The following is a 12,986-nucleotide window of genomic DNA, read 5'->3' as shown; positions in this document are numbered from 1 at the left end:
CCGGACCCTAGCCTTTAAGTCCGCTGCTGGCGATGCCTGCGAAGAATTGGCGCTGCAGAACGATAAAGACGATGACGAGCGGGAGTGTACATACCAGTGCTCCCGCCATCAGTGCCGGATAGTTGGTGCCGAACTGCCCTTGCATGCTCGCGAGCCCGACGGTCAGCGGCCGGTTGTCACCTGCGGGCGTCACGATCAGCGGCCACAGCAGATCGTTCCACGAGTACAGCGAGGTGAGCACGGCAAGGGCTGCGAGCATTGGGCGTGCCATCGGCAGCATGACGCTCCAGAACACCCGGAGCGTTCCGGCGCCGTCGAGACGAGCAGCCTCCTCGTACTCCTTCGGCATCGTGACGAAGGCCTGCCGCATCAGAAATGTGCCGAAAGCGCTAAAGATCCCGGGGATGGCGAGTGCAGGGATCGTGTTCAGCAGGCCGAGCCCCTTCATCACATCGAACTGACCGAGAAGAAATAGCTGGCTGGGCACCATCAGCATGAGCAGGAACAACGCGAAAATGATGTTTCTCCCCGGAAATGTCAGCCGCGCGAAAGCGTACCCGGCGAGCGCGGCGACGAGAACCTGACCGGCGACTCGCAAAACCAGTGACATCGCCGAGACACTGAACTGGAGCCAGAACGGTACGGAAGCGAAGAAGGTCTGGAAGCCGGCGAGCGAGGGAGTCTTCGGAAACAGTGTCGGAGGCAGCGATGAGACTTCGCCCGACGTCTTGAAAGACGTGAGAATTTGCCAGACGAACGGCACAATCATGATCACAACCGCGACGATCAAGATGAGATGGATACGCCATTGGCCCCGGCTCGATGCCGAACGACCGGTCGCCCGTCGTGACCTGGTCAGGAGTTCAGTCATAGTTGACCCACCTTTTCTGCAGACGGAACTGGACTGCTGTCGCGATCATGATGAGGGTCAGCAACACGATCGCGGTGGCTGCGCCGTAGCCCTGCCTGAACTGCACGAAGGCCGCCTCGTAAAACAGGTACACGATGGTCTTCGAGCCGTCGATAGCGGTGTTGTTCACCCCGCCAAGCATGACGAACACCAAGTCGAACATCTGCAGGGCCGAGATCGTGGTAAGCACCGTGACGAAGAACACGCTCGGGCTGAGCAGTGGCAGCGTTATGGAGAAGAATTGGCGGATACGGGTTGCGCCGTCTAGTGCCGACGCTTCGTAGAGATCGACCGGGATGGATTGAAGCCCGGCCCCGAGGATGATCAGGTTGATGCCGAGCCCCATCCAGACTCCGACCACAGCAAATGCGTAAATCGTGAAACTCGCATCCGCTACCCAGTATTGGCCTGGAATGCCGACGAGTGACAGCAGGTAGTTGAGGATGCCGAAGTCACCGTTGAGTATGAATCGCCAGACCATCCCGACAGCAACGGGAAGTGTCACGACGGGGAGGAAGAGTAGCACGCGATAGGCGGCGCGCCCCCGAGCGACCTGCTCGATCAGGGCCGCGAGGACGATCGCAATGGGGATGCCGAGCAGGACGAGGCCTGTATAGAGGACCGAATTGCGGAGAGCCAGCCAGAAGTCTCCGTCGTTGAGCAGCTGGCTGTAGTTGTCGAGCCCGGTAAATGTCCCGGCACCGAACACCGGAACGTTCATGAAGCTCTTTACAAACGTGGAGACGAAAGGCCAAAGGTAGAGCACACCAAGGCCGAGCAGAGCGGGGGCGATCATCGCGTACGCCCACCAGTCGATTCGCTGACGCCGTCGCTGTTGCGGCACTGTGACTCGGGTCGGACCGGGGCGACTGGGCGCCAGCCGCCCCGGTTTGTTGAGAGTGGTGGACATTATTTCTGGGCCAACACCTTGTCGATCGCGTCGGCGTACTGCTTCGTCGCATCAGCCACGCTGGTTGTCCCGTTCCAAGCCCCGGTCAGATATTTGGTCTGGTCGCCCTGCCATTCGGCGGCGTTGCCCTGCACGGGGAGCGGTACGGAGTATTTCTTCGCGTCGATGAAGACCTGCAGGTTCTTGAAGTTGGGCATTGCCGCCATCCACTCGGCCTCGCCGCCTTCGTACGCGGGGAGAACCGCGCCGGTCTTCGCCTGGATGTCGGCCGCTTCCTTGCCGCTGGCGAAAATGAGGAACTTCTTCACGGCGTCCGGGTGCTTGGTGCCAGCGTAACCGACGTTCTCGATCCCGCTGGTCACAGTCGCCTGCTTCTTTCCCGTCGGCATCGGGGCGATATCCACGTTCGACGCGATGGCTTTGTTGTTGTAGAGCTGCAGCGCCCAGTACGCCCCGGACATGTACATCCCGATCTTCCCCTGCTCGAACATGGTCTCCGCCTCGGTGTCGGAAAGCTGCTTGAGTGTCGGGGATGACTTGTCGGCCTGCAGGTCGGTCCAGAACTTGATGCCGGCCTGTGCTTCTGGCGAGTCGATCTCGGCCGTCTTGCCGTCCTTGGAGATCACCTGGCCGCCAGCTTGGAAGATGGTGTTGTAGTAGCCGCCCTGGTAGTCGATGGGTGCAGCAACGCCCCAGACGCCCGCGGCCGCGTTGGTGAGCTTCTTGGCGGTCGCCCGGAAGTCATCCCAGGTCCAATCAGCCTTCGGGTAGGCGACACCGGCTTTGTCGAAGATCGCCTTGTTGAACCAGACCGCATTGGTGTCGAAGTCTTTCGGGAGTCCGTAGATCTTGCCGTCACCCTGGTTGTACAGGTCCAGCACCGCTTTCGGGTACTTGCTCAGGTCGACGTTCTCCTTCTTGATCTCGTCGGAGATGTCGAGCAGCTGTCCGCCGGCTGCGTACGGCCGGATATTCTGGGCGAGCATCCAGAATGCGTCCGGCGCTGTTCCCCCGGCCGCGCCGGTCTGCAGGGTGGACCAGTACTCGGGCCACGGGCGCTCTTCCACTTTGACGGTGATGTTCGGGTTTTCCTTGGTGAAGGCCGCTGCGATCTGTTTCATCGCTGGGGTCTGAGTACCCGCCCATACGCCATAGGTGATGGTGACCTTCTCGTTGCTGCTGGGAGTTGAACCGCTCGTGCAGGCCGTCAACAGCGCTGCTGCTGCGACGATCGCCGGGGCGATGAGCCATCTCTTCTTCATGGGTTTCCTTTCGTGTGCCGATCGTCAGCGATCGGCTCGTGATGTGATTGCGTTGGATTGGTTGGTGGTCAGATGGATCGCCGCCCAGTCGACATGCGCGGCGACGGGCGAACGCTGCTCGGTACGGAGAGTCAGGATCGTCACCCCCTGCACGTCGATGTCATATGCGTCCGCGGCGGAACCGTGGACGAGTTCGGTGCTGAACAGCAATCGGCCGTCGCCGAGGATCAGGGCGCGGGCCGAGGTGTGTGGGGTCTCTGCGTCGATGCCCACATGACCGACGAGCCGGTCCGCGTGAGGGCCGATGTGAACGTCGAACGACGAGGGAGTTGAGACACCGAAGCCGGTCTCGTATTCAACGCCGGCGATGTTCATTCGTTGACCGTCGTTCGGGTTCCCGCCGCCGTTGCTCTGGTTGCGTTCAACGGGACCGCTTTCATTCATGAAGGCGAGCATCGGCAGTGTGGACAGAGGGGTCACGGTCGCGATGACCGGTTTGATGAGTCGTGCGTGGTTGACGACGGCAACCCCTCTGTGTCCCGAGCGTTCGACGGTCACGACACCGAGCGCTCCCTCGCGCAGCGTCTCGGGTGCGGTCACCGTCCACGACCCGGCCCCATTGTCGGCCGCGTGCCATCCGGGCGGCACCCGGAGCGCGGCGTCGGGTGAGACCGTTAGGGAGGCTTCCCCGGAAAAGTCGAGCAGCGCCAGCTTCGGTTCCACAGCCGGTGCTGCTTCGGCGGATATCGGTGTCGACCTGAAGAGAGCGGCGCCTTCCGGGGCGAGTATCGCAGCGAACCCACCGTCGACCGCGACCTCTACCTTCAGGACGCCATGTACGACTGACTGTGATGCCGCGAGACTTCCAGATTCTGCATCGTCGGTGACGATCCAGGATTGCCAGGTGCCGAGGCCGAGCCGCTTGAGCGGTACATCGATTATGCGAGCCGGACCGCTCGCGACGGCGCCGATGAACCAGCGGTCTCCCGATCGTCTGGCCAGCACCGCCTCGGTGTCAGGAGTGCCGGTGAGCATCTTCGTTTCGTCCCAGGACGCCGGCAGTTCGCTTAGCAGCCGCGCGACGAGCGGACGCGCCTGGTAGGCGTCGACGCTGTCTGCGAAGTGGGTTATTCCGCATTCGAAGGCGACGCTCATGCCGAGTTCGTGGCCGTCGCTTGTTGTCCGGCCCGGCGCGGTGAGGGCTATCGGTGTGTAGTCCATCGCCCCCACGATGTTGCGGGTAAACGGCTGAATTACGTTGTGTTCCGCAGTGAGCGGGAGGTCGTTGTAGAAGACGTAGTATTCGGAGCCACGGATGGCCTCGTACCCGATCACCTGCGGCCACGTCCGCGCCCAGCCACGCGGAATGACCGACCCGTGGAAGTTCACCATCAGCCCGAGACGCGCAGTCTCTTGGAGGACGGAGTCATACCAGCGGTACCGGTCTTTCGATTCCGATTCCATGAAGTCGACCTTGATGCCGGCGACTCCCCACGACCGCCAGAGCGCCAGCTTCTGGAGCTTCTCCGAACCGTTGATGTCGTGCCAGATGGTCCAAAGATGCACCTGGATACCGAACCGGCTGGCGTACGCGACGATCTCGGGCACCCAGGTCTCTTCCCACCCGCAGTCGATGAGCAGATGCTCCCACCCCAGTTCAGCTGCGACGTCGACGAAGTGCTTCTGCCGGTGGAGCTGCGCACTGGAGTAGAAATCCGACCACCACGACCATGCGGCACGACCCGGCCGCACCCAGGACGCGTCCCGCATCATTGGATGTGTCGGCGGAGCGAGCTCGTCGACGAGCTGGCTCTCCACGATTGTCGCCAGGTCGCCGACGATGAACACGCGCCACGGCGTGACGTTTCCCCGGACGATCTCGACCGCCGTGTCGGCCTGCTGGAAGCGAAGGGTCTGGGCGCTCGCGTCGATGACGGCATGGGCACCGCTGAAACTACCGTCGATGTCCGACTCAGTCACCAGCACGTAGGTGTCCCCGCCGTCTCGCAGCAGAATTGGGAGGCCATAGTCGCCGTCATCAAGTTCGGAGCAATCCCGACCGAACCGAGGCGTCTCGTACCAGGTCTGGTAGTCGAGCAGCCAACCGCGGTCGAAGGCCGACAAATCGAGAGTCGTCGTATCGATGTCGAAGGATCCGACGCCTTGGAGATCAGGAATCGCGTACCGTACTGCAACGCCGTCGTCGGCCACGCGGAGCAGTACCTGCCATTCCAGGCCGGTCTGGTGGACGAAAGTCGCAGTAAGCTCGTCCATCTCATGGCTGCTCGCTGTCGTGGTCTTCCCTGACACCGGATACAACTTCTCTGTGACGGTCGACACCGATGAACGGACAGGGACGCTATCGACAGATAGGTCCATGTTTCCGATGGTCACGCCCAACCGGACCCGCAGAATCTCCGCAGCATCGCTCTCAACTACCAGATGAATCCCAGCCCCGCTCGATCTGAGCATCGCAGTGAGATTCCCGCGCGCGAGAATTGTGGGGGGAATGAGGCCTGTGATCACTCTGTCTCCGGGCTTGATGTGTGCGGGGGTTGGTCCGCCTCCAAGGAGAGTAAAGGCCCGAACGGCACGACTCTAGGACCGTTTAACTCGAACACCTGGACATTTGTACGACGCTCGCCGACCCGCAAGTTCGTCCGGATGCTTGTCGCGCCCACGCTTGGCCGTATTTTGCCTCAGCTAGCGCTTCTGGGGCTGGACGAAGCGCCTAGCTTCGATGACCAAGACGGCGGACAATGAGGTTCGTATCCGCACCGTTGGTTGTCAGTTCGTTGTCATTTCACGAGTGAAGGCGGAAAACAGTGGCGAATGTTAGCTCCGGAGAGGATTCAGATTCGGTCGAGCCAGGTCAGCTGCGAGCCGTCCTCTTCGATCATGTCGGCGAGCGCCGCGTTGAAGGCCAGCCCGTAGTCAGCCGTGATGTGCTTCTCGAATGCTGCCGCGTCCCGATAGGCCTCGTAGACGAAGAACGCCCGATGGTCCGCTGTCATACGGTGCGCGTCGAACCTGGTGTTTCCCGGCTCGGCGCGCACACTCTCGACAAGGTCAGTCAAGAGTCTCGCGACTTCGTCTTCGCGACCTGGCTTGGCCGTGAATCTCGCGTAGAGAATGCGTTCTTCGCTCACTCGTCGGAGTTGCCGATTCGCTTGGCACCCGTCATGATCGCCACAGCCTCGGTCATCGAATGACTCGCGGGCGTGATCGTCGCGGCCCGCTTTCCGAGCCGTTGGATGTGGATACGGTCGGCCACTTCGAACACGTGCGGCATGTTGTGGCTGATGAGGATGACGGGGATGCCACGATCGCGGAGATTCTTGATCAGCTCGAGCACTTGGTTCGATTCCCGCACACCCAGCGCGGCCGTCGGTTCATCGAGCACGACCACCTTGGAGCCGAACGCCGCAGCGCGGGCTACCGCGACGGCTTGGCGCTGGCCGCCGGACAGGTTCTCGACGGGAACGGTGACGTCCTGCAGGGTGGTGATACCGAGGGCGGCGAGTTCGGCCTTGGCCTTCTTTCGCATACCCTTCGTGTCCATCATGCGAAAGACGGAACCGAGGATGCCCTTGCGGCGCTCTTCGCGCCCGAGGAAGAGGTTGGAAGCGACATCGAGCGCGGGCGAGACAGCGAGGTTCTGGTAGACCGTCTCGATCCCGGCCGAGCGCGCATCCTGCGGCCGCTTGAAGTGCACGGGCTGCCCGTCGAGGAAGATCTCCCCCTCGTCAGGGATCTCCGCCCCTGTCAAACACTTGATGAGAGTCGATTTGCCGGCTCCGTTGTCGCCGATGATGGCGAGTACCTCGCCTGGGTAGAGTTCGAGACTCACCCCGTCGAGGCCGACCACCTGGCCGAAGGTTTTGACGAGACGGCGCGCCTGGAGCACCGGCGTGCGTGTTTCGACCGGCTTCGATGCCGGGTTGTCCGTTGTGAGGGTCACTTTCGTACCTTTCGAATCCACTGGTCGACGGCGACGGCGACGATGACGAGGATGCCCACGGCGAGCACCTGATACAGCACATCGAGACCGGCGACAGCCAGGCCTTCTTCGAACACCCCGACGATGAGCGCTCCGAGCAGGGTGCCCCAGACGGTGCCACGACCGCCGAACAGGCTCGTGCCGCCGATCACGACGGCTGTGATCGACTCGAGGTTGATGGAGGTGCCGTCGTTGGGACCGATGCCGTTGACGCGACCGATCAGCACCCAAGCGCCGATAGCGAGGATCGCGCCGGCCGCCAGATACACGCTGAGCAGGACACGCGATACCCGGATGCCTGCGAGGCGCGCCGCCTCGGGGTCGTCGCCGACTGCGTAAACGTGGCGACCCCACGAGGTGCGAGCGAGGATCGATGCGACGATCGCGTAGAGCACGATCATCACGACGACACCGTAGGTGATCTGCACACCGAAGACGTTGAACGTGTTTCCGAGCGACGTGATGAGGGGCGGCAGATCTTGTCCCTGGACCGACGCACTGTTCGAGTACAGGAGCAGGATGGCGGTGAAGATGCTGAGGGTACCCAGCGTGACGATGAACGGCGGCAGCTTCAGCCGCGTGACCAGGATGCCGTTGAGGAATCCAGTGGCTATTCCCACGACGAGCCCCAGCAGCAGACTCAGCACAGCAGGTACGTGGTTGGTCGACGCCGTCTGGGCGATAACCAGTCCTGCGAGAGTGGCCGCAGCGCCCACGGAGAGATCGATTCCTCCAGTGAGGATGATCAGTGTCTGGGCGATGCCGATCGTGCCGACGACCGCGACCTGCTGGGTGATCAGGGACAGGTTGGCCGGGTTGAGGAACCGCGGGTTGATCACGCCGAAGACGATGATCGAGATCACCAGCACGATCGCCGGACTGAGCGCTGGATAACGATGCAGCAGGCTACGGAGTCGGGAAAGCGGCGTAGTCCGGTGAAGGAATTCCTGCGCAAGATCGAGCTCGGATGTCGGTGGGCTGGCTTGGGTCGCCGGTTGGCTCACGATTTCTTCTCCTGAACTTCTCTGTTCTGCGTTGCGGTCTGAGGGACTTCTGGCTGAGTCTTTGTGGAACCGGGCCGGCCCGCATGCTGGTCGAGGCCGGCCCGGTGAGGGCTGTTACTTGCCCCAGCAGATCTTCGTGGCCTGGTCGGGAGTGATGCTCGTCACGCCGGAGACCGGCGTCTGGGTGACCAGGCGGGACCCCGTGTTGTAGAAGTCGAGGCCGGCGGACGTCTTCGGCTTAGCACCAGTCTTTGCGAGCTTGACGATCGCCTCCATTCCAAGCGCCGCCATCTTCGACGGATACTGCTGGCTGGTTGCACCGATGATGCCGGACTTGACCTGGCCGACCCCGGTGCAGCCGCCATCGATCGATACGAGGATGGTCGACTTGTCCTTGCCCGCAGCCTTGAGCGCTTGGTACGCACCATACGCCGCAGGCTCGTTGATCGTGTAGACCACGTTCACGTTCGGGTCTTTGGCGAGGATTGTCTCCATCGCAGTGCGGCCGTCGGCCGCGTCACCGTTCGTCGGCTGGTGGCCGGCGATCGTGTAGCTTCCGCCTTTGCCGCCCGTGTAGTTGCCGCTCTTCGCCTCGCTGCCGTTCTTCTTCGAGTCGGGGACCGTGATTCCCATGCCCTTCAGGAAGCCCTGGTCGCGGTTGAGGTCGACTGATACGACCTGGGTGTTGAACAGGTCGAGCATGGCGATGTCGGCGGACTTGCCGTCGAGCTGCGCCGCGGCCCACTTGCCGATGTCCTCGCCGGCCGTGAAGTTGTCTGTGGCGAACGTAATGTCGACGGACGACGGCGGCGTGGGAACCGTGTCAAGAGCGATCACGAAGAGGCCGGCCTTGCGGGCTTTGTCGATTTCGTTCTGCACGCCGGGCCCGTTCGGTGTGATCAGGATGCCCTTGTCGCCACGGGCGATGGAGGCTTCGATGGCCTGGACCTGGGTTCCTACGTCGCCGTCCTGTTTGCCTGCCGCGAGGGTGAGGTTGACGCCGGCTTTGGCCGCGTCGGCCTTCGCTGCGTCCTCCATCGCCACGAAGTAGGGGTTCGTCGTGGTCTTCACGATGAGTGCGACACCGACCTTGTCGGAGCCGGATCCGGATCCGGAACAGCCTGTGAACGCGAGTGCTGCGATTGCCGCGATCGAGCCGGCGGCGCTGAGGCGCATGGTGCGCGAGGTGCTGCGATTCAACATTGAACTTCCTCTGGTTGGGGGGATGTCAGATCCCCTGACAACGATGTCATAGCTAGTTCTAGAACAGAAATGCTATATAGTCAAGGGCAATCGCATCCTTGGAGATCAAATCGTGACATCGTTGTCAAGTGAATCGGTACCGGTCAGGGGCCGTCGCCCCACCATGAAAGACGTGGCCGCGCTTGCGGGCGTCGGCATCAAGACCGTGTCCCGTGTCATCAACAGGGAACCGAACGTCTCGTCTGCCACGATCGAGCGCGTCCAGTCGGCCGCCGACCGGCTGAACTACCAACCCGACATCCACGCCGGCAATCTGCGTCGAAGCGACCGCAGGACTCAAACGCTGGGGCTGCTGGTCGGCAGTGTTGCAAACCCGTTCTCGGGTGCCGTTCACCGCGCCATCGAAGATGCGGCCACGGCCCGTGGAGTCGCCGTCTTCGCGTCGAGCCTTGACGACGACCCTGCGAGAGAACGCCTTGCGGTCACCGCCTTCCTCAAACGCCGCGTCGACGGGCTCATCCTCACGGCCGTGAGCAAGAGCCAGGGCTACCTTCTTCCCGAGCAGGAGCGTGGCACCCCTATCGTGTTCATCGACCGGGAACCTTCGGGTATCGATGCCGATGCGATCGTCAGCAATAACGCCGAGGGCGCCGCGCTCGCGACCCGGCACCTACTCGAGCGCGGGCATCGTCGAATCGCATTCTTGGGCGATAGGCACGAGATCCAGACGGCGGTCGAACGTCGCCGCGGCTTTCTCGAGGAGCTGGGCCGGGCAGGGATTCCGACCGGGGAAGCGTGGGTTATCGAGGACCTGCACGACGAGCACGCGGCGCACGCGGCCGTCGCGGATATCCTCGCAGGCGATTCGCGCCCGACAGCTATTTTCAGTGCCCAGAACCTCATCACCATGGGTGCCATCCGCGGGCTGCGCGATCGCAACCTCCAATCATCCGTGGCGCTGGTCGGATTCGACGACGTCGAGTTCGGCGATCTCCTCGACCCCGGCATCACGGTCATCGCCCAGGACCCCGACCGCATCGGCCACCTCGCCGCGGAACGGATCTTCGCGCGGCTCGACGGAGAGGACGTCCCTGTCGAAATCGTCGTCGTCCCCACCACGCTGATCGAACGGGGTTCCGGGGAGATCGCGCCCACCGAATAGCCTGACCGAATCGCGAAACAGAGGGAACACGAATGCCAGTACTCGATCGCTTCGACCTCCACGGACGCACCGCCGTCGTCACGGGATCCACGCGCGGCCTCGGTCGCGCCTTCGCCCGCGCCCTCGCCGAGGCCGGTGCGAACATCGTCATCGTCGGACGGAACGCCGAGGCCGCTGCCCTCGTGAAGCAAGAACTCGAGGCGATCGGGACAGAATGCCTCGCTGTGCTCGCCGACGTGACCTCCCGCGCCGACGTCGAGCGGATCGCGCGCAACGCCATCCAACGCTTCGGCCGCGTCGACATCCTGGTCAATAACGCCGGGGCCTGCATCCACAAACCCGCCCTCGAGGTGACCGATGAGGAGTGGCGTCAGGTGATGGATGTCAACCTCGACGGCGTCTGGATCGCCAGCCAGGTGTTCGGGCGGCACATGATCGAATCCGGCGGCGGGACGATCGTCAATATCGGCTCGATGTCCGCATCCATCGTCAACCGGCCGCAATGGCAGCCGGCATACAACGCGTCCAAGGCCGCAGTGCACCACCTCACGCGCAGTCTCGCCGCCGAGTGGGCGCCACACAACGTCCGAGTGAATGCCCTCGCCCCCGGATACATGCATACCGACATGTCCCCCATACACGAGCCCCGCTTTCAGCGGTACTGGATCGAGGACACACCACAGCAGCGCGCCGGCGAACCCGACGAGCTCGGGCCGGCCGTTGTATTCCTCGCCAGCGACGCATCAAGCTTCATGACCGGCTCGGTGCTGACCGTCGACGGCGGATACAGCACCTTCTAGACCGACACTCACTCAGGGTCGGCGCCGGTCGCGTCGATGAGCGCCTGCAGGTCGATCTCGACAAATTCCTGGATACGCAGCAGACGTTCAGTCGGGTCCGTCTCTATTGACGCCTCACGCGCGACGAGACGTTCTTCGATCGAACGAGCGATGTCGAACCAGGCGTCTTCCCGCGCACGCTCGATGAGTTCGAGGAGGAAGGACTCGTCGTCCGCACGTTCGAGGAGGGCACTTGCGAGAGCACGCGAGAGCCCTTCCCGCCGTCGGAGGTTCAGGTCGTCGACGGGGCGGTAGTCGTGAACGTGTTCCGACGGCCCGTCCAAATGCGATGCCCACTCGCGGTCGCCGGCGACCCGGGCCGCAGCACGAGAAGACTCGGCCGCCAATCCGCGAAGGACATCACCGGCCTCCGGCAGGAAATGTCGGGCCTGGAACGGATCCCCGTGTCGAAGCGCACGGATCGTGATGGCGTTCCGCAAAGCCAGCCTGGTCGCATATTCGGCGATCATCAGCCCCTCCTCGAGCGCATGCTCGAGCGAGGTCGGTTTCGGCGAGTCGAGGCTGGACGCGTCGAAGCGTCTGAACTCGGGCCTTCGTCGTTTACGGAATCTCACCCACCACCCCACGCCGAGAACCCTAGCGCTCGGGTGCGTCGGACGCCTCAGTCCCGGGACCGGACGGGTTCGACGGGCAGCTCTCCCGCGCGTGGAGGGTTCGCACCGGCGCGCGCAACCGTGATCGCAGCCGACCGCAGGGCAATCCCAGCGACGTGCTCGACACCCGCACGATCGAGCCGGCCCGTCAAGACGGAACCTGTCAGCCCGGAGCCGAGAATCGCGTACAGGAGCCCGGACATGAAGGCGTCGCCTGCACCTACCGTGTCGACGACGGCGACCGCAGGTGCCGGCAGGACCACCTCCACGGCATCGGTGCGGATCAAGCAGCCGTCCCGACCGCGGGTCACAGCGAACAGCGTTGTACCGCCGGCGATGTATTGGTCGGCGATGTCGTCGAGGCTTCGCTGCGGGTAGAGCCACGCGGCGTCCTCGTCGCTCATCTTCACCACATGACATCGGGCGGCGAGGTCCTCGACGAGGCGCGTGACCTCGTCATGGTCTCCCATGATCGCGGGCCGGATGTTCGGGTCGAAGCTCAAGAGCACGGATGGATCCGCCGAGGCGAACACTGAGCGAACGGATTCCGCACCAGGCTCCAGGATGGAACCGATCGATCCCGTGTGGATGAGATCGGCCCCGCCGACGACGGGGACTTCGATGCCCCAGCGCAGGTCGAAATCGTAGGTTGCCGCTCCTGACGCATCGAGGTTTGCAGTAGCGGTCGAGGTCGGATCGACCGTTATCGAGCCGTCCTCGATGGTGACGGCCGAATCGCGGAGGTGCTCAACGATCATCCGACCGTTGTCGTCGTCTCCGAGTTGGGTCACAAGAGTCGTGTCGATGCCGAGACGACCCAGCCCGACCGCAACGTTCATCGGACTGCCGCCGGCATGACGCCGTATGCCGCCTGCGGCGTCCCGGATAACGTCGACAAGGGCTTCGCCGATCACGATCGCATGGGCACCGGTCATCTTGCCAGCCTCCAAAGCACCAGTGGACTCGTTGTTACAAAGTAACAGGCACCCGTCATGCGCACCGGTCGACGCCCATCCCGGACAGCTAGGCTCAACACTCGTCCTCGCCGTAGGACAATTCGAGCTACCTCGCCAACGTGATCT

At 63.1% G+C, this 12,986-nt stretch carries 12 protein-coding genes; 2 read left to right on the top strand and 10 right to left on the bottom strand.

What is annotated here, in order from left to right:
- Positions 1–7: 7 nt before the first annotated feature.
- From G3T36_RS07175 to G3T36_RS07140, 8 genes are all read right to left on the bottom strand, one after another.
- On the bottom strand, positions 8–871 hold the full coding sequence (locus G3T36_RS07175; protein WP_163288836.1) for a carbohydrate ABC transporter permease: 864 nt from the start codon (positions 869–871) through the stop codon (positions 8–10).
- Complete coding sequence (locus tag G3T36_RS07170; protein ID WP_205245020.1) at positions 864–1,706, bottom strand: carbohydrate ABC transporter permease; 843 nt, start codon at positions 1,704–1,706, stop codon at positions 864–866. The genes G3T36_RS07175 and G3T36_RS07170 overlap by 8 nt, the downstream gene beginning before the upstream one ends.
- A 113-nt stretch (positions 1,707–1,819) precedes the next feature.
- Complete coding sequence (locus G3T36_RS07165) at positions 1,820–3,082, bottom strand: ABC transporter substrate-binding protein (RefSeq protein ID WP_163288834.1); 1,263 nt, start codon at positions 3,080–3,082, stop codon at positions 1,820–1,822.
- A gap of 24 nt (positions 3,083–3,106) precedes the next feature.
- Positions 3,107–5,554 (bottom strand): glycoside hydrolase family 97 catalytic domain-containing protein, encoded by a 2,448-nt coding sequence (locus tag G3T36_RS07160; protein ID WP_275689967.1) that lies wholly within the window; start codon positions 5,552–5,554, stop codon positions 3,107–3,109.
- Positions 5,555–5,934: 380 nt separating this feature from the next.
- Entirely contained in the window at positions 5,935–6,231 is a 297-nt protein-coding gene (locus G3T36_RS07155; RefSeq protein ID WP_163288832.1) for an antibiotic biosynthesis monooxygenase, read from the bottom strand.
- Positions 6,228–7,043 (bottom strand): ATP-binding cassette domain-containing protein, encoded by an 816-nt coding sequence (locus G3T36_RS07150; protein WP_163288831.1) that lies wholly within the window; start codon positions 7,041–7,043, stop codon positions 6,228–6,230. Before G3T36_RS07150 ends, G3T36_RS07155 begins: the two co-directional genes overlap by 4 nt.
- Complete coding sequence (locus G3T36_RS19790) at positions 7,040–8,086, bottom strand: ABC transporter permease subunit (RefSeq protein WP_163288830.1); 1,047 nt, start codon at positions 8,084–8,086, stop codon at positions 7,040–7,042. The genes G3T36_RS07150 and G3T36_RS19790 overlap by 4 nt, the downstream gene beginning before the upstream one ends.
- A 114-nt stretch (positions 8,087–8,200) precedes the next feature.
- On the bottom strand, positions 8,201–9,289 hold the full coding sequence (locus G3T36_RS07140; RefSeq protein WP_163288829.1) for a substrate-binding domain-containing protein: 1,089 nt from the start codon (positions 9,287–9,289) through the stop codon (positions 8,201–8,203).
- A 163-nt stretch (positions 9,290–9,452) separates the two neighbouring features.
- Here G3T36_RS07140 and G3T36_RS07135 point away from each other — a divergent pair, with 163 nt between their 5' ends.
- Together G3T36_RS07135 and G3T36_RS07130 are read left to right on the top strand one after the other, a co-directional pair.
- Positions 9,453–10,451 carry a LacI family DNA-binding transcriptional regulator gene (locus G3T36_RS07135; RefSeq protein WP_163288828.1) on the top strand — a complete coding sequence of 333 codons (999 nt, stop codon included), beginning with the start codon at positions 9,453–9,455 and terminating at the stop codon, positions 10,449–10,451.
- A gap of 32 nt (positions 10,452–10,483) precedes the next feature.
- Positions 10,484–11,251, top strand: coding sequence for an SDR family NAD(P)-dependent oxidoreductase (locus tag G3T36_RS07130; RefSeq protein WP_163288827.1), 768 nt, complete (start codon positions 10,484–10,486; stop codon positions 11,249–11,251).
- A gap of 8 nt (positions 11,252–11,259) precedes the next feature.
- Here the strand turns inward: G3T36_RS07130 and G3T36_RS07125 are convergent, their stop codons facing one another.
- A complete protein-coding gene (locus G3T36_RS07125; RefSeq protein ID WP_163288826.1) occupies positions 11,260–11,865 on the bottom strand; it encodes a hypothetical protein in 606 nt (201 codons plus the stop codon).
- A gap of 47 nt (positions 11,866–11,912) precedes the next feature.
- A complete protein-coding gene (locus G3T36_RS07120) occupies positions 11,913–12,839 on the bottom strand; it encodes a carbohydrate kinase family protein (RefSeq protein WP_163288825.1) in 927 nt (308 codons plus the stop codon).
- Between the last annotated feature and the right edge of the window lie 147 nt (positions 12,840–12,986).

It is taken from the genome of Leifsonia tongyongensis (genome assembly GCF_010686705.1).
In the GTDB taxonomy this organism is placed as follows: Bacteria; Actinomycetota; Actinomycetes; order Actinomycetales; family Microbacteriaceae; genus Diaminobutyricibacter; species Diaminobutyricibacter tongyongensis.
Note: the sequence above shows the minus strand (reverse complement) of the source record. Positions and strands in the feature narration are given on the sequence as shown.

Bases quoted from the DNA above. Each gene is read 5' to 3' on its own strand.
- G3T36_RS07175 (WP_163288836.1), bottom strand. From the start codon at position 871: ATGACTGAACTCCTGACCAGGTCACGACGGGCGACCGGTCGTTCGGCA.
- G3T36_RS07170 (WP_205245020.1), bottom strand. From the start codon at position 1,706: ATGATCGCCCCCGCTCTGCTCGGCCTTGGTGTGCTCTACCTTTGGCCT.
- G3T36_RS07165 (WP_163288834.1), bottom strand. From the start codon at position 3,082: ATGAAGAAGAGATGGCTCATCGCCCCGGCGATCGTCGCAGCAGCAGCG.
- G3T36_RS07160 (WP_275689967.1), bottom strand. From the start codon at position 5,554: ATGCTCAGATCGAGCGGGGCTGGGATTCATCTGGTAGTTGAGAGCGAT.
- G3T36_RS07140 (WP_163288829.1), bottom strand. From the start codon at position 9,289: ATGTTGAATCGCAGCACCTCGCGCACCATGCGCCTCAGCGCCGCCGGC.
- G3T36_RS07135 (WP_163288828.1), top strand. From the start codon at position 9,453: ATGAAAGACGTGGCCGCGCTTGCGGGCGTCGGCATCAAGACCGTGTCC.
- G3T36_RS07130 (WP_163288827.1), top strand. From the start codon at position 10,484: ATGCCAGTACTCGATCGCTTCGACCTCCACGGACGCACCGCCGTCGTC.
- G3T36_RS07120 (WP_163288825.1), bottom strand. From the start codon at position 12,839: ATGACCGGTGCCCATGCGATCGTGATCGGCGAAGCCCTTGTCGACGTT.